The organism is Thioalkalivibrio sulfidiphilus HL-EbGr7, from assembly GCF_000021985.1.
Classification (GTDB): domain Bacteria; phylum Pseudomonadota; class Gammaproteobacteria; order Ectothiorhodospirales; family Ectothiorhodospiraceae; genus Thioalkalivibrio_A; species Thioalkalivibrio_A sulfidiphilus.
The window spans coordinates 496,648-515,855 of the sequence record NC_011901.1 but is presented as its reverse complement, the minus strand read 5'-3'; the positions used below and the strand labels follow the sequence as shown (position 1 = coordinate 515,855).

22 protein-coding genes are annotated in these 19,208 nt (G+C 58.6%); 13 read left to right on the top strand and 9 right to left on the bottom strand.

Annotated features, from left to right (window positions below; genetic code table 11):
• Positions 1-6: 6 nt before the first annotated feature.
• The 3 genes from TGR7_RS02390 (at position 7) to TGR7_RS02380 (ending at position 2,329) form a co-directional block, all read left to right on the top strand.
• On the top strand, positions 7-330 hold the full coding sequence (locus TGR7_RS02390) for a rhodanese-like domain-containing protein (protein ID WP_012637069.1): 324 nt from the start codon (positions 7-9) through the stop codon (positions 328-330).
• A 108-nt stretch (positions 331-438) separates the two neighbouring features.
• Positions 439-1,761: a TolC family outer membrane protein gene (locus TGR7_RS02385; RefSeq protein ID WP_012637068.1), complete on the top strand. Its 1,323-nt coding sequence runs from the start codon at positions 439-441 to the stop codon at positions 1,759-1,761.
• Positions 1,762-1,765: 4 nt separating this feature from the next.
• A complete protein-coding gene (locus TGR7_RS02380) occupies positions 1,766-2,329 on the top strand; it encodes a hydrolase (RefSeq protein WP_012637067.1) in 564 nt (187 codons plus the stop codon).
• Positions 2,330-2,544: 215 nt separating this feature from the next.
• On the opposite strand, the gene waaA is transcribed toward TGR7_RS02380, so the two are convergent.
• Positions 2,545-3,792, bottom strand: a complete 1,248-nt coding sequence (gene waaA / locus TGR7_RS02375) for a lipid IV(A) 3-deoxy-D-manno-octulosonic acid transferase (protein ID WP_012637066.1) — start codon at positions 3,790-3,792, stop codon at positions 2,545-2,547.
• A gap of 98 nt (positions 3,793-3,890) precedes the next feature.
• On the opposite strand from waaA, the gene lpxL reads away from it, so the two are divergent.
• Both lpxL and TGR7_RS02365 read left to right on the top strand, forming a co-directional pair.
• Complete coding sequence (gene lpxL / locus TGR7_RS02370; protein WP_012637065.1) at positions 3,891-4,844, top strand: LpxL/LpxP family Kdo(2)-lipid IV(A) lauroyl/palmitoleoyl acyltransferase; 954 nt, start codon at positions 3,891-3,893, stop codon at positions 4,842-4,844.
• Positions 4,841-5,650: a hypothetical protein gene (locus TGR7_RS02365; RefSeq protein WP_012637064.1), complete on the top strand. Its 810-nt coding sequence runs from the start codon at positions 4,841-4,843 to the stop codon at positions 5,648-5,650. The genes lpxL and TGR7_RS02365 overlap by 4 nt, the downstream gene beginning before the upstream one ends.
• A 3-nt stretch (positions 5,651-5,653) precedes the next feature.
• Here TGR7_RS02365 and TGR7_RS02360 read toward each other — a convergent pair whose 3' ends face one another.
• A complete protein-coding gene (locus TGR7_RS02360) occupies positions 5,654-6,592 on the bottom strand; it encodes a mitochondrial fission ELM1 family protein (protein WP_049764600.1) in 939 nt (312 codons plus the stop codon).
• A 517-nt stretch (positions 6,593-7,109) separates the two neighbouring features.
• On the opposite strand from TGR7_RS02360, the gene TGR7_RS02350 reads away from it, so the two are divergent.
• From TGR7_RS02350 to TGR7_RS17570, 5 genes are all read left to right on the top strand, one after another.
• A complete protein-coding gene (locus TGR7_RS02350) occupies positions 7,110-7,844 on the top strand; it encodes a hypothetical protein (protein ID WP_012637062.1) in 735 nt (244 codons plus the stop codon).
• A complete protein-coding gene (locus TGR7_RS02345) occupies positions 7,837-8,889 on the top strand; it encodes an ELM1/GtrOC1 family putative glycosyltransferase (protein ID WP_012637061.1) in 1,053 nt (350 codons plus the stop codon). The genes TGR7_RS02350 and TGR7_RS02345 overlap by 8 nt, the downstream gene beginning before the upstream one ends.
• Before the next feature lie 73 nt (positions 8,890-8,962).
• Positions 8,963-9,682: a hypothetical protein gene (locus tag TGR7_RS16715; RefSeq protein ID WP_012637060.1), complete on the top strand. Its 720-nt coding sequence runs from the start codon at positions 8,963-8,965 to the stop codon at positions 9,680-9,682.
• A gap of 51 nt (positions 9,683-9,733) precedes the next feature.
• The gene (locus TGR7_RS17410; RefSeq protein WP_148211454.1) at positions 9,734-10,654 is read left to right on the top strand and encodes a hypothetical protein; all 921 of its coding nucleotides are present in this window, start codon (positions 9,734-9,736) and stop codon (positions 10,652-10,654) included.
• Between the two features lie 100 nt (positions 10,655-10,754).
• Positions 10,755-11,105 (top strand): hypothetical protein, encoded by a 351-nt coding sequence (locus TGR7_RS17570; RefSeq protein ID WP_187148410.1) that lies wholly within the window; start codon positions 10,755-10,757, stop codon positions 11,103-11,105.
• Here TGR7_RS17570 and TGR7_RS02330 read toward each other — a convergent pair.
• Genes TGR7_RS02330 through TGR7_RS02320 form a run of 3 tightly spaced genes read right to left on the bottom strand, consistent with a single transcriptional unit; the run spans position 11,074 to position 13,797 of the window.
• Positions 11,074-12,363: an ISL3-like element ISPpu12 family transposase gene (locus TGR7_RS02330; protein WP_012637058.1), complete on the bottom strand. Its 1,290-nt coding sequence runs from the start codon at positions 12,361-12,363 to the stop codon at positions 11,074-11,076. The two genes, TGR7_RS17570 and TGR7_RS02330, sit on opposite strands and share 32 nt — an antisense overlap.
• Positions 12,364-12,384: 21 nt before the next feature.
• Positions 12,385-12,897, bottom strand: coding sequence for a signal peptidase II (lspA, locus tag TGR7_RS02325; RefSeq protein ID WP_004863699.1), 513 nt, complete (start codon positions 12,895-12,897; stop codon positions 12,385-12,387).
• Positions 12,898-12,900: 3 nt separating this feature from the next.
• The gene (locus TGR7_RS02320) at positions 12,901-13,797 is read right to left on the bottom strand and encodes a cation efflux transmembrane domain-containing protein (RefSeq protein WP_012637057.1); all 897 of its coding nucleotides are present in this window, start codon (positions 13,795-13,797) and stop codon (positions 12,901-12,903) included.
• 95 nt (positions 13,798-13,892) lie between these two features.
• Between TGR7_RS02320 and cadR the strand changes: the two genes are divergently transcribed.
• The 3 genes from cadR (at position 13,893) to TGR7_RS02310 (ending at position 16,150) form a co-directional block, all read left to right on the top strand.
• A complete protein-coding gene (cadR, locus tag TGR7_RS02315) occupies positions 13,893-14,294 on the top strand; it encodes a Cd(II)/Pb(II)-responsive transcriptional regulator (RefSeq protein WP_012637056.1) in 402 nt (133 codons plus the stop codon).
• 341 nt (positions 14,295-14,635) lie between these two features.
• Positions 14,636-15,358, top strand: coding sequence for a hypothetical protein (locus TGR7_RS17405; RefSeq protein ID WP_148211453.1), 723 nt, complete (start codon positions 14,636-14,638; stop codon positions 15,356-15,358).
• Positions 15,359-15,415: 57 nt separating this feature from the next.
• Positions 15,416-16,150 carry a class I SAM-dependent methyltransferase gene (locus TGR7_RS02310; RefSeq protein WP_187148409.1) on the top strand — a complete coding sequence of 245 codons (735 nt, stop codon included), beginning with the start codon at positions 15,416-15,418 and terminating at the stop codon, positions 16,148-16,150.
• Positions 16,151-16,318: 168 nt separating this feature from the next.
• Here TGR7_RS02310 and TGR7_RS02305 read toward each other — a convergent pair whose 3' ends face one another.
• From TGR7_RS02305 to TGR7_RS02290, 4 genes are read right to left on the bottom strand one after another with little or no spacing between them, the layout of a single operon-like run.
• Positions 16,319-17,353: a glycosyltransferase family 4 protein gene (locus tag TGR7_RS02305; protein ID WP_012637054.1), complete on the bottom strand. Its 1,035-nt coding sequence runs from the start codon at positions 17,351-17,353 to the stop codon at positions 16,319-16,321.
• A 43-nt stretch (positions 17,354-17,396) separates the two neighbouring features.
• Complete coding sequence (locus TGR7_RS02300) at positions 17,397-17,615, bottom strand: zinc-finger domain-containing protein (protein ID WP_012637053.1); 219 nt, start codon at positions 17,613-17,615, stop codon at positions 17,397-17,399.
• 51 nt (positions 17,616-17,666) lie between these two features.
• A complete protein-coding gene (locus TGR7_RS02295) occupies positions 17,667-18,044 on the bottom strand; it encodes a GxxExxY protein (protein WP_012637052.1) in 378 nt (125 codons plus the stop codon).
• Positions 18,045-18,093: 49 nt separating this feature from the next.
• Positions 18,094-19,014 carry a branched-chain amino acid transaminase gene (locus tag TGR7_RS02290; protein ID WP_012637051.1) on the bottom strand — a complete coding sequence of 307 codons (921 nt, stop codon included), beginning with the start codon at positions 19,012-19,014 and terminating at the stop codon, positions 18,094-18,096.
• Between the last annotated feature and the right edge of the window lie 194 nt (positions 19,015-19,208).

Genomic DNA, 19,208 nt, shown 5'->3' with positions numbered 1-19,208 from the left:
GCGACCATGCAGCAGCTCACGCCCCGGGGTCTGCAGGCCTGGCTCGAGGACCGCGGACGGCCCGCGCCCCTGCTGCTGGACGTGCGCGAGCCTTGGGAATACGACATCGCCCACCTCCAGGGCTCCACCCTGGTGCCCCTGTCCCGCATCCCCGCCTGGCTGGCCGAGGCAGACCCGCAGCAGGAGATCGTGGTGATCTGCCACCACGGGGTGCGCAGCCACCACGCGGGGCTGTTCCTGGAACACCACGGCTTTTCCCGGGTCACTAACCTGGTGGGCGGGATCGACGCCTGGTCCCGGGAAGTGGATCCGCATCTTCCCCTATACTGATCCATCGACACCGCGTCCTTCTCATGGAAGACCATCGCGGCTAGAATATTAGAAATATCTAATAATCAAATCCCATGCGGGGCATGCATCCGCACCATGGAGAGACCCATGACCACCCGACTGCATCGCATCCTCCTGTCCCTGACCCTGGGCGCCGTGCTCCTGCTGCCCACCAGCCAGGCGGCGGACCTCTGGACCATCTACCAGACGGCCCTGCAGCACGATGCCGAACTGCGCGCCGCAGAGGCCGACTACCGGGCCGCTCTGGAGGCCCGCCCCCAGGCCCGCTCCGTGCTGCTGCCCCAGATCGATGCCGGTGCCACCCAGGCGCACACCCGCAGTGAACCGTCCCCCGGCTCCAGTTTCAGCTACGACACCACCCGCTTCGACATCACCCTGAACCAGAGCGTCTACGACCACCGCAACTACGTGGCCCTGCGCCAGGCGGACCTGGGCATCGCCCAGGCCACAGCGTTCCGCGACGCCGCCCGCCAGGCCCTGATCCTGCGCGTGGCCGAGTCCTACTTCGGCGTGCTCACTGCCCAGGACACCCTGTCCTTCGCCGAGGCCGAGAAGGAGGCCATCGGCCGGCAGCTGGAACAGGCGGAGCGGCGTTTCGAGGTGGGGCTGATCGCGATCACCGACGTGAAGGAATCCCAGGCCCAGTTCGACATCGCCGTGGCCCAGGAGATCGCCGCCCGCAACCAGCTGGACATCGCCCGGGAACAGCTGGCAGTGGTCACCGGCCAGTACTACGAGGCCCTGGCCAGTCTGAGCGACCGCCTGCCCCTGACCACGCCGGAACCCGCCGACATGAGCCGCTGGGTGGAGAGCGCCATCGACCGCAACCTGGGCCTGACCGCCCGGCGCTTCGCCACCGAGGCCGCCGCCGAGGAGATCAAGCGCCAACGCGCCGGCCACTACCCCACCGTGGGCCTGCAGGCCAGCTACGCGGACATCGACAACAGCGGCGCCCCGACGGCCAACTCCCAGCTCCTGGACCGCACCGACGCCCAGATCGCCCTGCAGCTGCGCGTGCCCATCTACAGTGGCGGGCGCACCTCCTCGCTCACCCGCGAGTCCCGGGAACGCTTCGACAGCGCCCGTGAACAGCTGGAACTGACCCAGCGCCTGACCGTGCAGCAGACCCGCAGTGCCTACCTGTCCGTAGTCGCCGGGATCTCCCGGGTGCAGGCCCTGAACCAGGCCCTGGCCTCCACCCAGGCCGCCGCCGAGGCCGCTGAGGCGGGCTTCGAGGTGGGCACCCGCACCGCCGTGGACGTGCTGCTGGCCCTGCGCGAGGTGTTTCGCGCCCAGCGGGACTACGCCCAGGCCCGCTATGAATTCGTGGTCAACACCCTGCGCCTGAAGCAGGCCGCCGGCACCCTGGACGAGCAGGACATTCAGGCCATCAACGCCTGGCTGGAGTGATCCCGTGCAGGCCCTAGGACTCTGTCACGCCGCCCACGGGCAGTTGCTGATCGTCGACGTCCAGGAGCGCCTGGCCGGCGCCATGGATGCCACGGCCCGGGAGGGCGTGGTGCGCGCCGCCGGGCGCCTGGCCCAGGCCGCCGGCCAGCTGGAGATCCCGGTGCTGGTCTCCGAGCAGTACCCCAAGGGACTCGGTCCTACCGTGGCGCCCCTGGCCGCGCAGTTGCCGGCCAGCGCTCGGGTGCTGGACAAGACCTCCTTCTCCTGCTGCGGGGATTCCGGCCTGCTGGACGCGTTGAAATCGGCCCGCCGCCCCCAGGTGGTGGTCTGCGGCATGGAGACCCACGTGTGCGTGTTGCAGACCGCCCTGGACCTGCTCGGCGCCGGCTTCACCCCCTTCGTGGTGGAAGACGCCGTCTGCTCCCGTGACCCGGCCCACAAGGCCAACGCCCTGCACCGCCTGCGCCAGGCCGGCGCCGTGGTGACCAACCACGAGTCGGTGATCTTCGAATGGCTGCGGGATGCAAGGCATTCCCAGTTCAAGGCCCTGTCGGCCTTGATCAAGTAGCAAGTGGCCCAGGCTGTGAAAGGCTTGCCGCAGAGACGCGAAGGTACAGAGGAAAATCCATCTGACAGGATTCACATGATTGACAGGATTAAATCAGAGCGCACGTAAACCGGTATTTGAAATCATGTTCATCATGTAAATCCTGTCAATTCCCTTGATTTCTCTGCGCCTCCGCGTCTCTGCGGCAAGCCTTGGCTCTTCCTTGCCACTTGAGACTAGCCACTCGCCACTTGCCCCACCCAGTCCACCACACGCGCCACCGCGCCCCGGTTTTCCTGCACCACCCGCGCCGCCGCCTCGCCCCGGCGCGAACGCTCGGCCTCATCGTTGAGCAGCGCGATGAGGCGCTCGGCCAGGGAGGCCTCGTCACCCACCACCTCTGCCCCACCCGCCTGCACCAGGGCGTCGAACACCTCGCGGAAGTTGAACACGTGGGGGCCGGTCAGCACCGGAAGTCCATGGGCCGCCGCCTCCAGGGGGTTGTGCCCGCCGGTCGGCACCAGGCTGCCGCCCATGAAGGCCACCCGGGCGAGGGGAAACAGTTCGGGCAATTCACCCATGGTGTCGCCCAGCCACACCCGGGTGGCGGGACCCGGCCGCTCACCCCGTGAACGCCGGGCAGCCGGCATGCCCACCGCCCGACACAGCTCGGCCACCGCCTCGAAACGCTCCGGATGCCGGGGCACCAGGATCAGCAAGGCGTCCGGCACACGTTCGAGTATCCGCCCGTGGACCGCGAGCAGACGCGCATCCTCGCCCTCGTGGGTACTGGCCGCGATCCACGCGGGTCGCGTCAGGGGCTTGATCCCCTCCCCGCCTGCCGGCAGTTCCAGGTCGTATTTCAGATTGCCGGTCACCCGCACCCGCTCGGGCCTGGCGCCCAGCCCGATGAACCGCTCGGCATCCTCCTCCGACCGGGCCGCCAGCGCGGTCACCGCCCCCAAGGCCTCGGCCACCAGGGGCCGGATGCGCCGGTAGCCCTGGAAAGAACGCGCCGAGAGCCGCCCGTTGACCAGCATCACCGGCACCCCCTGCCGGCGGCAGGCGGCGAACAGGTTGGGCCAGAGTTCCGTCTCCATGACCACGAGCAGGCGCGGCCGGACGGCACGCACCAGGCCGCGCATCAGATGGGGCAGATCCAGGGGCAGGTAACGGTGCTCCACCGTCTCACCCAGGCGGCGGCGCAACTCGGCAGAGCCGGTGGGCGTGGTGGTGGTGACCAGGATGCGGTGATCCGGGAAACGGGCCATTAGCGCGCGCACCAGCGGCACCGCAGCCACCACCTCCCCCACGGAGACCGCATGAACCCAGAGGCGGGGCGCAGCATCCAGGCGCGGCCCCACGGCAAAGCGCTCCCCCCAACGCCGCCGGTATTCCGGATTGCGCCGGGCGCGCCACAGCAACCGCATGGCCACCAGGGGCCACAGCAGGTACAGCAGCAGGGAATAGAGGGCACGCCACATGGCTATCGCGCTATCCGGACAGACTCGATCGACACGGCCCGGATGTTAGCACGGCGCCCGGGCTGTTAAGATTCAACGCTTTGCCCCACCGAATTCCCATGGCCCGCAACCGACGACATGAATCCCCGCTTCGCCCCCGCTACTGGCCTTACTGGCTGGCGGTCGGACTCCTGTGGGTCCTGTCGAAACTCCCCATGGGACTGCAACGCTGGATGGGCTATCGCATTGGCGACCTGTTCCACGCCTTCGGCAGGCGTCGGCGTCACATCGCCCGGGTCAACGTGGACCTGTGCTTCCCGGACTGGAGCGAGTCCGAAAGGGCGCGTCTGGTACGCGAACACTTCCGCGCCGTGGGGTTCGCCCTGTTCGAGACCACCCTCTCCTGGTGGGCCAGCGATGCGCGTCTGCGCAAGCTGGTACGCCTCGAGGGTCTGGAGCACCTCGAACAGGCCCTCGCCAGGGGCAAGGGCGTGCTGCTGCTCAGTGCCCACTTCACCACCCTGGAGCTGGCCGGCCGCCTTTTGACCCAGCATCACCGGTTTGCCGCGATGTACCGCCCCCACGAGAACCCGGTCATCGAGAAACTGTTCGCAAGCAATCGCAACCGGCACTGCCTGCAGGCCATTCAGCGCAACGACGTGAAAGGACTGTTGCGCGCACTCAAGCAAAACCAGGCGGTCTGGTACGCCCCGGACCAGGGCAAGGGCGGCAGAAACAGCGTGATCGCCCCATTCTTCGGTGAGCCCGCCTCAACGCACACCGGTACGCATCGCATTGCCCGGGTGAGCGGAGCCCCCGTGGTCCCATTTTTTGGTTTTCGTGAGCCGGACGGGACTTACCGCCTCGTGATCGAGCCGCCGCTGGAGAACTTCCCCACCGATGACGTCCTGGCCGATACGACGCAAATCAACCGGGTCATCGAGGCCGCCGTGCGCAAGGCCCCGGACCAGTACTTCTGGGCCCATCGGCGCTTCAAGAAGCGCAAAGGCATGCCAGATCCCTACTTGGCCCCGCCCTCCCACCGGCGAAAAACCGAGACATCAGAAAAATGAAGACCGTGCTATGCATCAAATGGGGCACCCGCTACGGACCCGAGTACGTCAACCGCATTCATGCCATGGTGGCACGCAACATCACGCCGCCCTTCCAGGTCGTCTGCTTCACCGATGATCCACGCGGCATTCGTGAAGAGGTCCGCTGCCACCCCTTACCCGACCTCGGCTGCCCGGTACCCACCAATGCACCCGGCAAGTGGTCCAAGGTACGCCTCTGGAACAAGGATCTTTACGGCCTCGAAGGAATGGGGCTGTTTGTTGACCTCGACGTGGTCATCACAGGGAACCTGGACGGCTTCTTTTCCTTCGGCGATCCCGACGACGTGATACTCGCGCGAAACTGGATCAAGCCTTTGGAAAAACTGGGACAGACATCCGTGTTCCGGTTTCCAATTGGCAAACACCATGAACTGCTGGAAAATTTCAGGAAAGATCCCGAAGGCATCGCAGCGCGCTACCAGTTCGAGCAGCGCTACGTCACGCGCTGCGTGCAGGGCGGCATCAAGTTCTGGCCCTATGGCTGGGTCCGGCATTTCCGCCTGGACTGCCTGGGTCCGTGGCCCCTGCGCTACCTGCGCCCGCCGAGACTCCCGAAAGACGCGCGCATTGTCATCTTCCCGGGCAAGCCTGATCCCGCGGATGCCCTCCTGGGTCGATGGGCCGGCGAAGAACCACACCTGGCCCCGTTGGCCCATCTCAAGGAAGCGCTGAAGAAACGGCGCGCGGGGGAAAAAGGCTGGTTCAACTATCTCAAACGCTACGTCAGGCCCGCCCCCTGGATCTCGGAGCACTGGCGTGAGTGACCATCAAGCTTGATCGATCCCTGCAAGACCGCGCGCAGCGAGCATCTGGCGGATACGCCCAGCCACACGCGCCGTATCATTGACCGGCTCGTACACCCAGCGTTCCAGCGGCCCAGGAAACGGTCGAGTGATCCCTTCCCTGCGCAACTCCTGGTGGAACACCTTCAGCCGGTTGCTGTAACCCTCCAGGTCAACAACATACACGGGCTTTCCGGTGCTGGCGGCCTCGGAGACCATGGACACCGAGTCCCCGGTCACCACGATGTAGTCGGCAAGGCCAAGCATAGCCAGATAGGGGTTCTCCCCCTCCCCATCCCAGAGAAAATGCGGCACATCACCCAATGCGGCGCGAAATGCCCCAAGATTCTCCGGCCCCGTTCTGCGGGAGGCGGTGATGGCAAGCCCGACATCTTGTTCTCTGACCAGTCTGGCCAACTCCCTTCCCAACGCGGCACTGATTTCGGGGGTCAACCGACTGCTGCGGCTTGAGCCACCCAGCAACACCGTCACCAGCGGACGTGACAAGTGCGCAAACCGACCAGTCTGACGCGCAGCGGCCTCGGCCAGTTTTTCATGGGTAATCCGGTGCAGGGCACCCCGGGTGGGCATGACATTCGGCCCCTCGAGCCCATCGTGACGCGGAGGAACGACCAGATCGAAGTAACGCGCAGGGATCTTGGGGTCCTGAACATAGACCGTCAGGGTCTTGCCGCCACTCAGACGGCGAATGGCAATCGCCACTGCCTGACTGCGTCGCCCGCAGACGATGAGCAAGTCCGGCCATGGCGGCACAAGTGGAGAACTTTGACGGGTCAGACCGAATCGCAGGGCGCCGGGGCACAGGTGTCCGGGCAGCCAACGCCATGGCAGCTTCAATCCAATGGTCTTCTGATCGAATGGCAGGCCCACCGCCTCGGCCAAACCCACCGCCTGGCTGGTCATCCCCGCCTCACCGGTTGTCAGAGTCCAGCAATGCGCATCCGGGGTCACTGCCTGTTCACGCTTGATCACTGAACACCGTCTCAAAAAGAACTAACTTGCCGGGGAAGTTGATGCCGAGCTTCCCAATGAATCTGAGGTGCCTCTGGTATCCGGCACTTTCCTGGCCGGCGTCAGCGGACACACCGGGTTGGAGCCCGCCTATGGGATCGATGCTTGTAACATGCGACCCCATGACCGTCAACGCAGCCCTCAGCCACGCTGCCCGGCCCATGTCGCCGGCGGTGACTCGCTCCGCCAAAGATGGCCAGTTCCCTATCCCCGACAATCCCAAACACAGCACAGCAGAAAATCCCGACAAGCAATGGCACAATGCCCTTCGGAAATCAGGAGGCAGCAGATCCTTGCCATGCCCTCAGGGAGATTGCCACGTTCCCGAGGCAACCATTCCTGGAAAACACAGCGGCCACCCACCCAAGTCATTGATAAAAATGCATAAGACCAGCAAGAATCAGGGACAATGAAACAAATCGTCTGCATGAAATGGGGCAGCCTGTATGGCGCCGACTACGCCAATAAGCTGTATGGCATGGTGCGCAGAAATCTGTCCGGGGATTTTCGCTTCGTCTGTCTCACGGACGACCCGACCGGCCTGCGGCAAGAGATCGAAACCAGGCCATGCCCTGAAATCCCGATACCCGCCCCCTACAACAACCGGGGGTGGCGCAAACTGACCCTGTGGAAATCGACGATCTTTGATCTGCCCGGTGACTGGCTTTACCTGGATCTCGACGTGGTCGTCACTGATTCCCTGGAGCCGTTCTTCGAGTACGACAAAGACGCCTCGTTCATCGTCATGCAAAACTGGACCCAACCGGGCCAGGGCATCGGCAACACATCGGTCTACCGCTTCCGGGTCGGCGCCCATGACTATCTGTACGACGAACTCGTCGGCAACACAGAGGGCGTACTTTCAAGCTACCGGAACTCACAGACCTACATCTCCCGGACAGCCAAATCCATCGGATTCTGGCCGGACCCCTGGTGCACCCTGTTCAAGGTTCAGTGCGTGCCCGGTTTTCCCGCACGCTGGTGGAAGACACCCGTCGTCCCGCCCGGCTGCCGGGTGATCGCCTTCCCCGGGGTACCCAACCCCCACGAAGCACTCGCGGGCCACTGGCCGGCGAAATGGTACAAGCGGATTTACAAGCACATCCGGCCTGCAACCTGGATTCGAGACTACTGGCGTGAGTGAACGCCCCCCACTCCACCTCTGGATCCTGAGCGACGGCAACCCCGGTCATTACAACCAGTCGGCCGCCATTGCCGATCGTCTGTCTCTTACTCATGAGGTTACCTTCGACTGGATTGACGCAAAGCTGAATCTGAGGGGTGTTCTGCGCCCCCTCCTCGCCACAGCGCTCAACGTCTTCAAAGGCAAGCTCACGCCTGCATTCATTGAAAAGATCTACACAATCCCGGAAGGCATTCCGGAAAAGCGTCCCGACCTGATTGTTTCCAGTGGCGGCAAGACGGCGTTCCTGAACATCATGCTGGGACGGCTGACCCATGCGAAGACACTCTTCATCGGGACCCCTCCGGGCATAAACTGCCGGCAATTCACACGTTTGTTTGTGCTGGAACACCTGCCCCGCTGCCCGGACAGCCTGCTCCTGGACATCATCCCGACACGAATCACACCGCAGAAAATAGAAGAAGCCGGCCTACAATACCTGAGCGAACGAGGCATACGCGGACAAAGGCTTTGGTGCATGCTCATCGGCGGGAGCAGCCGCAGTCATCACTACAGTGACAAGGACTGGCTCGAACTGGCGCAAGGGATGAATTCCCTCGCAGAGAAATACGGGATCAAGTGGCTGGTGACGACCTCTCGCAGAACCGATCCCGCAGCTGAGCGGATCCTCTCCGGGAACTTGCAGCCTCGACACGTTCAAGACGCAGCGTATTGGGGGATCGAGCCACGGAAAGTGGTTTCGGCCTTTCTTGGCGCATCAGAGGTGGTTTTCAGCACGCAGGACAGTCTGACCATGCTCACCGAGGCCATGATGTCCGGTAAACCAGCCTGGGCAATCTACCCACGGGATGTACGACTCGAACACAAAAGCGCATCGTTTTACCGGGAATATCTAAGACGCAACATCAATTTAGGCAGGTTGCTTGCGATAGAAATACATCAGCTCCCGACAATCAACCCTGAAGGACGCATTAAGAAATTTCGCGAAGGAGCGGACAAGGGCCTGATGGAAGACATAGATACCGAGCTTTCGAAACTGATTTGAAAGCACCCACCCCTCTCGAATCATCGATGCGCTTGAGCGGCGAAGAGCCTCGGACCCAATCACGAGCAAGCAGATGCTGAATTTCATCACACTCAAATGGGGCGATAAGTATTCCGCGGACTATGTCAACAAGATCTACAACATGGTCAGCAGAAACACGACGCTGCCGTTCAGGTTTTACTGCTTGACTGACAACCCGTCGGGACTGAGCGAACATATCACGCCCCTACCCCACGTTGACGTTGGCCTGAAGGGATTCTGGAACAAACTCTTGTTATTCAGACGTGATTTTCACGGACTACGCGGCACGGCGCTTTATCTTGATCTCGATCTCGTAATCGTTGATAACATCGACTTTCTGGCAACACACCCGGGAGACTTCTGCATTTGCAGAAACTGGTCAAGAAGAAAGATGTGGAATAGCTCCGTGATGCGCTTCGAGTTCGGTGCCCACCCCCAGATCTGGGAAGAGTTTGAGCGTAACAGAGAATCCATCATGGGACGGCTCAACGGCGATCAGGAATGGATATACGAATGCAAGCCGGACGCAACAGAGTGGCCATCAGACAAGATCATCTCGTATAAGAAATCGCTAAACTCCAAGGCACTTCCATGGCTTGAAAAGGTTGGCCTGGGAAAACTCGGAGAAATCGGTGCAAGATACATGACTGTGCGCCCTACGCCAGACGCATCCATTGTCGTCTTTCACGGGAAGCCTGATCCCGAAGACGTCATGGAAAAGTCATACGGTTATTGGAAGCGCGCACCATTCGTAAAGGCTCACTGGCAATAAATATGGCTGCGACTACGCGCACACGAGCAGCGTTACGAACCGGTAATAGACATGGCATTCAAATATCACAAACGAATCCAAAGCAGGGGTTGGCAAAGCCACGCGAAATTACGCGCCTTCTCCAACAGAGAGAGGAGACTATTCGGCTTGCTCAAAAGCCATAATGACGTCCATATCGAAACAGCAGAGACACGCTCAGGTTCCATTTCACACATCTTCAGAGCCGATCCCACGAACTGTGGCGACTGGTGGTCATTGCCCGCACATTACTTCACATTCCCTAACCACGATAGCGTCATTGACATTAATGATTATGAACCAGGGATGGATTTCAACAGGATCGCGATCATAGGTGGCGGCGGCCTGATAGGACCAGCCTTTCGACAACTGGAGGACCTCATAGAGAGAAACGACGTCATCTGCATAGGCTGGGGTCTTGGCAATAACATGACTGATGACAAACGGACCGGTTACGTTGCACATGGAGCGCCTCTCCCTGAGTATGCCACGCGATTCAATTTACTCGGCATTCGCGATGTCGTCGAAGGCCTGCGCTGGGTGCCGTGCGCAAGTTGTATGCATCCGTCATTCAGACATGACTATCCAGTCATTCATGACATTGTTGTGTTCGAGCATAAAAGAATACCGCTGAATATCGGCCCATTCCCTAGAATGAGCAATGCCGGTTCAGACATTGAGAGAGTCATAAGATTCCTGGCGTCCGGCGATACAATCATCACAAACAGTTACCACGGTGCGTACTGGGCCGCCTTGCTCAATAGAAAATGCGTTGCGATACCATTTTCATCAAAATTTTACGGCTTCAAACACCCGCCCGCACTTACCACCATTGACGGCTGGAAAGGTGCAATCAGGCGAGCCACCGCATATAGTGAGGCCCTGCAATCTTGCCGAGCAGCCAACATTTCATTTTATTCCGATGTATCTGAACTTGTTTTTCATAACACATAAGCCAGACGCATTATAATTATCTAAGGAACGTCTGATTAAGCATTACACTCACTGCAAAACATGCGGAGCGGGATAGTGCACAAAAGGCCGGAGAGCAGACGTGAAAATAGGAAGTCCGAGAATCTTCAATCAGATTGATCAGGCAGTTTTCGAGGCTGACATCGAATCATCCCGGGGAAAACACATCCTTCGTTACACTCTGGACAGGGCTTACAGTGCATTCCTGACCGACTCTCTGGACGCCTGTCTCATTGCTCTGCTGATGCCGGCCATGGAACTCGGCGAGGATATCCATCTTGATGGACACGTTTCTGAACGCCTGCTGTTGAACGCATCAGGCCCACTCCAGGCACTTTTAAAAGGGTATACGGATTTAATGGTTGATGGGGCACCTTTACCCCATCAATCTGATACCACCCTCAGATGGTTGATAGATCGACTCCGTAGTTGAGTTCCTCTGCGAAGTCCGGCAGTCCGTAACCGATGGTTTTCTTGTAGAAAGGAGAGACCTTCGCAGTCGGTGCCTTCTTCTTGTGCTTCGTGGTGTAGAGCATTCGTGCCCGCATCACCTCGAAGGAGTAACCGCGCCCTTCACGGTTCTTGTCCTTGGCCAGTCGGTTGATGGACTCCGTGTAAGCGTTGGTGACGGGCATGTCCGTCTCGAAGTAGGTCATGGTCTCTTCGCGCCAGTTTCCCACTGCCCTGACCAGATCGCTCCAGACTTCCTTTTGGCCCTTCGGGATGGTGGCTATCCACTCGTCCAGGGCGGCTTCTGCCTGGAGCCGTGTGGTGGCGTCCCAGATGCCGTAGAAGCGCTCCTTGTGCTCGTAGGCGGCCAGCAGTTGCGGGAACGCGCCTGTCCAGGTCTCCATGATGAGGCGCTCCCGGTCTGAGACTTCGTGAGCGCGTTTCAGCAGGATTTTCCGGTCTCCCTTGAGAGTCCGGCTCTGGGACGGTTTCAGCTCCTTTCTGAGGCCCTTGCGCACTCTCTCTAGGGCATCGTTGGCCATGCGCACCACATGGAACTTATCGACCACGATACGGGCCTGGGGCAGCACAGCCTTGACCGCTGCCCGGTAGGGGTTCCACATGTCCATGCTGACGATCTCGACCTTCTGCCGGTCTTTCAGCTTCATCAGGTAGTTGGTCACCACGTCCTGGCGGCGGGTGGCCAGAAGGTCGAGCAGGGTTCGCTCCTCAATGTTGGTCAGAATGCAGCGGTAGCGCTTGTTCAGGTATAGCTCGTCAATGCCCAGGATGCGGGGCGTCTCGAAGCGGTGCCAGCGCCCCAGGAACTCGGCGCGGGCGTTGAAGATGTCGCGCACCGTCTTCTCGTCCAGGCCGGTCTGTGCCGCCACAAAGGTGTAGGGGTGGTTGAAGGATTCCTTCTCCACGTACTCATGCAGCCGCAGTGTCATACGGAATCCGTCCCCCATCTCCGGTAGCTGGGGCCTGAATGTTGTCTTGCAGGCCCGGCAGGTGTATCGGCGGCGGACCACCCAGAGAGTGACCCGCTTGCCGTGGATGGGCAGATCACGATAGGGAACGTCACGCTTGCCGAACCGTACGAACTCACCCTGCACGCCGCATTCCTCGCAGGCGATGGGATCGGGCACGTCCACCTGGAAGTGCATTTCGTCGTCGGTTGATTTGCAGCCCAGTACTTGGTATTGCGGCAGGTGAAGGATGTTGTCGGGAAGTTCGGTCATGGTGTTGTATAGGCGTAGGTGTCAGTCAGATCCATCCGGCTCGGCATTGGTGTTTGCTTTTTTACCCAACAAGCTGCTGGAAACGAAAAGTAAGGCACCGAGGACAATTGCAATATCAGCCAGGTTGAAGGCCGGCCAATGCCAGTCTCGCCAATAGAAATCAAAGGAATCCACAACATAGCCGCGAAAGACCCGGTCAATCAGGTTGCCCATGGCGCCACCGAGGATAAGACTGTAAGCGATGGCTTCTCCTTTATGACGATTTTCAAGGATCAGCTTGATCAGAAAAATCGAGACCACTACCGCGATTCCGATAAAAAAGTAGCGCTGCCAGCCTCCACCATTCGCAAAAAGACTGAATGCGGCACCGGTGTTCCATAGGTGCACCCAGTTAAAGAACGGGGTCACCGAAACATACTCGCCATAGGCCATTGATTGCTGCACCAGCCACTTTACAGCCTGATCAGACGCTGCCAGCAGGCCCGATATGGACAATAGGGCATACGGCGAGAGCTTTTTGCCAATAATGAGCATTATTTAACCCTTCAACGCCAGAATGCGTCTGGCACCGTTAAGTACAATGACCCCCGCGATGGTGCCGATAATCAGATCCGGATAATTGGACCCGGTCCACGCGACCAGGGCGCCGGCGGTGATGACCCCCAGGTTGATCACCACGTCGTTGGCCGAAAATATCCAGCTAGCCTTCATATGAGCTCCGCCCCCTCGATGTTTGGATACCATCAGCAGACAGGCGGTATTGGCAATCAATGCGACGAATGCGATGGCTATCATCACCAGCGATTCAGGCTCACTACCGAATACAAAGCGCCTCACGACCTCTACGAGTACGCCAACAGCCAAAACCAGTTGGACCACACCAGCAACGTGCGCAACACGGACCTGCCTTTTCACGCTATGCCCAACCGCATAAAGAGCGAGTCCGTACACTGCCGCATCAGCAAAATTGTCCAGGGACTCTGCAATGAGGCCAGTTGACTGAGCCATCAGACCGGCAGTCATTTCCACCACGAACAGAAGTGCATTGATGCCGAGCAACCAGCGCAGGGTCCCGGATTCTTGCTTAGCAGAAGCTGCCGAAAACTCGGCGGCCTTGATGGTCTCCGGATTTACAGCGACGGTTTCCTGAAGCGAGGCGCCTAGCCCCAAGGTCTTCAGTTTCGAGGTGACGGGCTCGACCTCGCCGTCATGCACGACCTTCAGCCGGCGGTTCGACAAGTCGAAGGACAGCGCCCGAATCTCCTCAAAGCCGTTCAGGGCTAGGCGAATCATTCGTTCTTCTGATGGACAGTCCATCTTCGGCACGGCATAAACACTGACCCATCTCCCTGGCGCCTCGGAGGAGGCCTGTATATCGGTATCCGCTGCGGACGTTGCATCACCGCCACAGGCGCCACCACAGGATTTGCTCATGATACGACTCCACTTGAACAATGTTGTGGTACCATTTAGAACTATAAAGCTACTATAAGGTCAATAGAGTAAAGAATCCGTTGGGGAGGAGGCTGATGCGCATTGGTCAGTTGGCGCAGTTGGTAGGGGTCGAAACACAGACGATCCGCTTCTATGAACAGCAGGGCTTGTTGCCGCCGCCTGATCGGCAGGACAACGGTTACCGTGTCTATACCGAGAAGCATGGTGAGGGGCTGGCCTTCATCCGTCGCTGCAGAATCCTGGGCCTGTCACTGGCTGAGATTCACGAACTACAGAGCTATCAGGACGACCCTCATCAGCCTTGTACCGCCGTCAACGCCTTGCTCGATGATCACATCTCTCATGTGCGGTCGCAGATAACCGCTCTGCAAGCGCTTGAGAAACAACTCGTTTCACTGAGAGCGAGTTGCAACGATGACCGGGAAGTTGAGGCGTGTGGGGTTCTTGCTGGAATTAGCGAAGGAAACATGCACTAGCAGTAGGTGAAGCATCAACCAGATAATCCGATGAGATGCCGGTCTGTCTCACTCTCATGCAAAGGTAAGATCAACCATTTAATCCGCTTACCCTTTTAAAACTCGTCAGACCAACACTTCACAAGATTTCCATCTCCGCCAGCAATACCACTCCTGACACATTATCCAAAGCGACGGGAGTTGCGACAGGCTTCTCCGCCGGCGTCGATTCTTACTGTGTTCTCGCAGACTATTACTTCAGAAAAGTACCTATCAGCCACAAGATCACACACCTTTTTTTCAACAACGTAGGGTCACACGGAAAGGGCGGTGATCTTCTGTTTAATGAGCGCTACGCACGCTTGCTTTCTGTTGCAGAAAGAATTGGATTACCCCTCATCAGGGTCTCCAGCAATCTGGATGATTTTTACTCAAAACCCTACCTCAACAAGCGCATTGGCTTCCAGCACTCACACACCTTAAGAAACACATCGGCTGCATTGCTTTTCCAGAAAGGCATCGGGCGTTATATGTATGCGTCGGCCCTTTCTTACGAGGACATACATATCAGGCCTAACGATGACATTGCTTATTGCGACCCAATGACACTTCCCCTTCTATCAACAGAATCTCAAGAAATCATCTCGGTCGGCAGCGAACACACCAGGGTACAAAAGACCCTGATCGTTACAGAACTTCAGGAACCCCAAACAAGCCTTGATGTATGCATCAGGCCTCGCGGCATAACGGGCCCCATAAACTGCTCTCAATGCCGCAAATGCCTGAGAACACTAGCTACACTCGAGATTAGCGGGAAAATCGATCGTTACCGTTCGATCTTTGATATGGACATGTGGAAAAGAAAACGTGCTAAGTTTTTTTCAGAGGTAATGCTTCGAGACTTTCCGCTTCTCAAAGAAATTGATAACTATGCTAAAGAAACAGGATTCAAATATCCAATCCAGTCAATTGCATATTTCTACACCGGATTACCTTACGTTTATTCACGGTACAATAACGCTATAAAGCGCCTTAAAGATCTGACTAAAGGACTACTCAAAAAGTCATCATATAAAAACAATTAGTCAAAAATATTTCTCATTTGTTGCCGTCTCCCATAGCCCTCTAAAATGGGTGATACTATGAACTATTCTGAAGTTTTTAATCATCGCGGTCAGCCTTATGACATGGCGATGCAGCTGCAACCCATGGCGCGCTCTCAGGAATTTATCCAGGTGATTGAAAGAGCGGCCCTGTTGCCCGGGAAACGCGTCGCTGACATCCCCGCGGGCGGCGGATACCTATCAGACTTTCTCCCGAGTGATTGCAGCTGGCATGGCCACGAGCCCAGCATTGGCTTCACCGGCAACATGATCAACCATGGGGCAGAGATACAAGGCGCTGATCTTCTGCCATTGCCTTGGGCTGATGACTCCATGGATGTCGCCATCAGCCTTGCAGGTCTACATCACCTTCAGGACAAGTCTGCACTGTTCGCGGATGTGCGCAGAGTCGTTCGACCTGGGGGGCGCTTCGTGATATCTGACGTGGAAGCCCATTCACCTCAGGCCATTTTTCTCGATGGATATGTCAACGCGAATAACAGCACCGGGCATCACGGCATATTTCTGGACAAGTCAACCGAAGAAGACCTCGCTTCGAACGGCTGGGCCTGTCTATCAAGCGAATACGTACCCTTTCACTGGATATTTGATGACCTCGAGTGTATGGGAACCTTCTGCCGACTTCTTTTCGATCTGCGCAGCGATAATCTTTGGGGCACGGTCAAGGCAATTGAGACCCAGCTAGGCGTTGATGACCTGGAAAATTGGAAAGTAGGCATGCGCTGGGGCTTGCGAACCATCGTGGTGGAATGAGCACTACAGTCTTTTACGTTCCGACCACGTTTAAGCTGCATGATCATACGTCAATCAATTGCATCGCCATCAAACACTCAGGAGAGTTCTACCTTGATCTGGTCACCAGCACAGGCCAACTCGTAATACGTGTCAATGGTCTTCTGACACATCCGCTGCAGCGTGTAGTCATGATCTACCTTGGGGCAAAGACGCACACACCGCGCAGGAACTGATCATTGAGATGACATTATCCTTGTCACCGACTTGCACGAGCCCCTGAGGATAAATCTCTCTCAGTTGCTCTCCCACACCCCCATGCCCATAGCCAATCACCGGCCGCCCAAGGCTCAGCGCTTCCAGCGTCGTCCTGCCAAAAGACTCCGGCACCAAAGTAAGTGAAAGGACCACGTGAGAGATCGCCATGATCTCCTTCAGATCAGTGCGGTGTCCCGTGAAGGTGATGTCTGCCTCAAGCCCCATGGCGCGAACCATATCGCGTAACTCGGCCTCATAAGACTTCTTTGCCTCGCTGGCCTCCCCCACGAGCAAGCCATGAACCGGCATCCCTCGCGACTTGAGCTCCGCGATGATTTCAATGAAGTGCTCCTGGCCCTTGATGCGCGTCAGTCGGCCGGGCAGGGTGAGCAGCAGTCGGTCACGGGTTTGCGGGTATTGCTTGTACCAGGCCTCGAGCCATGCCTGATCCGGCCGATATCCATAGGGGTATTTTTCCCGGCTCACGCCGCGGTGAATGACACGGATCTTTTGAGGATCGACATCCGGATAGTGCTCCAGGATGTAGTCCCGGATCATTCCGGAGGGTGCGATCACCCGTTCACCACGCATCATGATCGCGCTGTAGCGGCCGGGCGTGTACGCGCCATGCACTGTTGTGACCAGGTGCGGCCGGGTGGCCGGATCCATCCGCCGCCAGGCCAGCCAGGCAATCCAGGCCGGCAGGCGCGAACGAAGATGCAGGATGTCCGGGCGGATCTCTTCCAGCAGACGCCGCAGACGGGGGACGTATTTCAGGGTGCTGAACCGTTTTCGGCCGATGGGCCAGTCGATGTGCTCACTGCCCTCGCGGCGCAATTGCTCGGCCATGCGGCCACCGGCGGCAATGACGATGGAACGGTGGCCATGGGCCACCAGGTAGCGGGCAAGTTCCACGGTGCCCTGCTCCACCCCCCCGGCATCCAGGGCCGGGAGCACCTGCACCACGGTCAAGGGTCGAGTGACAGAATCACCGCTGATGATGAGATCCTCAGGCCTTGAGCACGTATTCCGTGCCGCAGTACGGACAGATCATGCGCCCGTCCTTGGCATCCTCGATGGGGATGAATACGCGGGGGTGCGAGGCCCACAGGGCCGTGCCGGGCTGGGGGCAGTGCAGGGGCAGATCGGCCCGGGTCACCTCAACGCGGGTCTGGGCATTGGCGGGCTGGTACTGGTTCTGGTGTTCGGCGGTGTGGGGGTTGGGCATTATTATTTAACTCCAGAAAAACATCTGACAGGATTTACATGATTAACAGGATTATTGCTTTGGCAGCCTGTACTTTCTACGCACCTCAACACTTCGCCCGAAATTGATCAGCAGTCCCAAATCCATGCGTGTAGCCGCAAGATAGTTCACCAGCTGAACTTGATGCTGGCGGCTCAGGCTTTCGACAGCCTTGAGTTCACAAACGACTTTCTCTTCCACGAGCAAGTCTATGCAATACGTCCCGACCACGTGATCCCTATACCAAACATCGGTGATCACCTGCGTTTCGGCCGATATCCCACGAGCACTCAGCTCGACAAGCAACGCCCTCTCATAGACCTTTTCCAGAAAGCCGGATCCCAGTTCATTGTGAACCTGGTAGGCCGACGCGATGATCAACCTCGTCAGTGGATCGTCTATGGCTTCCATGCCTATTCATCCCGTTAATCATGTAAATCCTGTCAAATTTCTCTTTACATTAGACAAACGTCAGCCACTGGTCGTGGCGGCCGGTTCGGCCGTGGACCACGTCGAAGTAGAGGGTCTGCAGCTTCTCGGTGATGGGGCCGCGGCCGCCGTTGCCGATGGGACGGCGGTCCAGTTCGCGGATGGGGGTCACCTCGGCGGCGGTGCCGGTGAAGAAGGCCTCGTCGGCAACATAAACCTCGTCACGGGTGATCCGCTTCTCGCGAATCTCCAGGCCCTCTTCGGCGGCCAGGGCGAAGATGGTCTTGCGGGTGATGCCGTCCAGGGCGGAGGTCAGTTCGGGGGTGTAGATCACGCCGTCCTGGATCATGAAGAAGTTCTCGCCGCTGCCTTCGGAGACGTAACCCTCGGTGTCCAGCAGCAGAGCCTCATCGTAGCCGCAGGAGAGCGCCTCCTGCAGGGCCAGCATGGAGTTCATGTAGTTGCCGTTGGCCTTGGCCTTGCACATGGTGATGTTCACGTGGTGCCGGTTGAACGAAGAGGTCTTCACCCGGATGCCCCGCTCCATGTTCTCGGCGCCCAGGTAGGCGCCCCATTCCCAGGCGGCAACGATGGCGTGCACTTCCAGGTTGTCGGCGCGCAGGCCCATGCCCTCGGAGCCATAGAAGCACATGGGCCGCATGTAGGCGCTCTTGAGGTGGTTCTCGCGCACGGCGGCCTTCTGGGCCTCGTTGAGCTGGTCCTGGCTGTAGGGGATCTTCATGCCCAGGATGCGCGCGGAGCGGAACAGGCGCCGGGTGTGGTCCTCCAGGCGGAAAATGGCGGTGCCACGGTCGGTCTGGTAGGCGCGTACGCCCTCGAACACGCCCATGCCATAGTGCAGGGTGTGGGTCAGCACGTGGGTGGTGGCATCGCGCCAGGGCACCATCTTGCCGTCGTACCAGATCAGACCGTCGCGGTCGGCCATGGACATGGGGGTTACCTCGGTTGTCTCGTGTCTTTAAAGTCGAATGGACAGGATGAACAGGATTTTTCAGGACTGTAAGAAAACAAAGGAATCGACAGGATTTACATGATTAACATGATTTTTTGAAATGCCTTAATCGTGTTAATCATGTAAATCCTGTCAAAAATTGTTCTTTCTTTTTCCTGTCGATCCAGAACAAT

What these genes read in the sequence shown, in the direction of transcription:
- TGR7_RS02390 (WP_012637069.1), top strand. Translation starts at nt 7, where the DNA reads ATGCAGCAGCTCACGCCCCGGGGTCTGCAGGCCTGGCTCGAGGACCGC.
- TGR7_RS02385 (WP_012637068.1), top strand. Translation starts at nt 439, where the DNA reads ATGACCACCCGACTGCATCGCATCCTCCTGTCCCTGACCCTGGGCGCC.
- waaA (WP_012637066.1), bottom strand. Translation starts at nt 3,792, where the DNA reads ATGTGGCGTGCCCTCTATTCCCTGCTGCTGTACCTGCTGTGGCCCCTG.
- lpxL (WP_012637065.1), top strand. Translation starts at nt 3,891, where the DNA reads ATGGCCCGCAACCGACGACATGAATCCCCGCTTCGCCCCCGCTACTGG.
- TGR7_RS02365 (WP_012637064.1), top strand. Translation starts at nt 4,841, where the DNA reads ATGAAGACCGTGCTATGCATCAAATGGGGCACCCGCTACGGACCCGAG.
- TGR7_RS02360 (WP_049764600.1), bottom strand. Translation starts at nt 6,592, where the DNA reads ATGACCAGCCAGGCGGTGGGTTTGGCCGAGGCGGTGGGCCTGCCATTC.
- TGR7_RS02350 (WP_012637062.1), top strand. Translation starts at nt 7,110, where the DNA reads ATGAAACAAATCGTCTGCATGAAATGGGGCAGCCTGTATGGCGCCGAC.
- TGR7_RS16715 (WP_012637060.1), top strand. Translation starts at nt 8,963, where the DNA reads ATGCTGAATTTCATCACACTCAAATGGGGCGATAAGTATTCCGCGGAC.
- TGR7_RS17410 (WP_148211454.1), top strand. Translation starts at nt 9,734, where the DNA reads ATGGCATTCAAATATCACAAACGAATCCAAAGCAGGGGTTGGCAAAGC.
- TGR7_RS02330 (WP_012637058.1), bottom strand. Translation starts at nt 12,363, where the DNA reads ATGACCGAACTTCCCGACAACATCCTTCACCTGCCGCAATACCAAGTA.
- lspA (WP_004863699.1), bottom strand. Translation starts at nt 12,897, where the DNA reads ATGCTCATTATTGGCAAAAAGCTCTCGCCGTATGCCCTATTGTCCATA.
- TGR7_RS02320 (WP_012637057.1), bottom strand. Translation starts at nt 13,797, where the DNA reads ATGAGCAAATCCTGTGGTGGCGCCTGTGGCGGTGATGCAACGTCCGCA.
- cadR (WP_012637056.1), top strand. Translation starts at nt 13,893, where the DNA reads ATGCGCATTGGTCAGTTGGCGCAGTTGGTAGGGGTCGAAACACAGACG.
- TGR7_RS02310 (WP_187148409.1), top strand. Translation starts at nt 15,416, where the DNA reads ATGAACTATTCTGAAGTTTTTAATCATCGCGGTCAGCCTTATGACATG.
- TGR7_RS02300 (WP_012637053.1), bottom strand. Translation starts at nt 17,615, where the DNA reads ATGCCCAACCCCCACACCGCCGAACACCAGAACCAGTACCAGCCCGCC.
- TGR7_RS02295 (WP_012637052.1), bottom strand. Translation starts at nt 18,044, where the DNA reads ATGGAAGCCATAGACGATCCACTGACGAGGTTGATCATCGCGTCGGCC.
- TGR7_RS02290 (WP_012637051.1), bottom strand. Translation starts at nt 19,014, where the DNA reads ATGTCCATGGCCGACCGCGACGGTCTGATCTGGTACGACGGCAAGATG.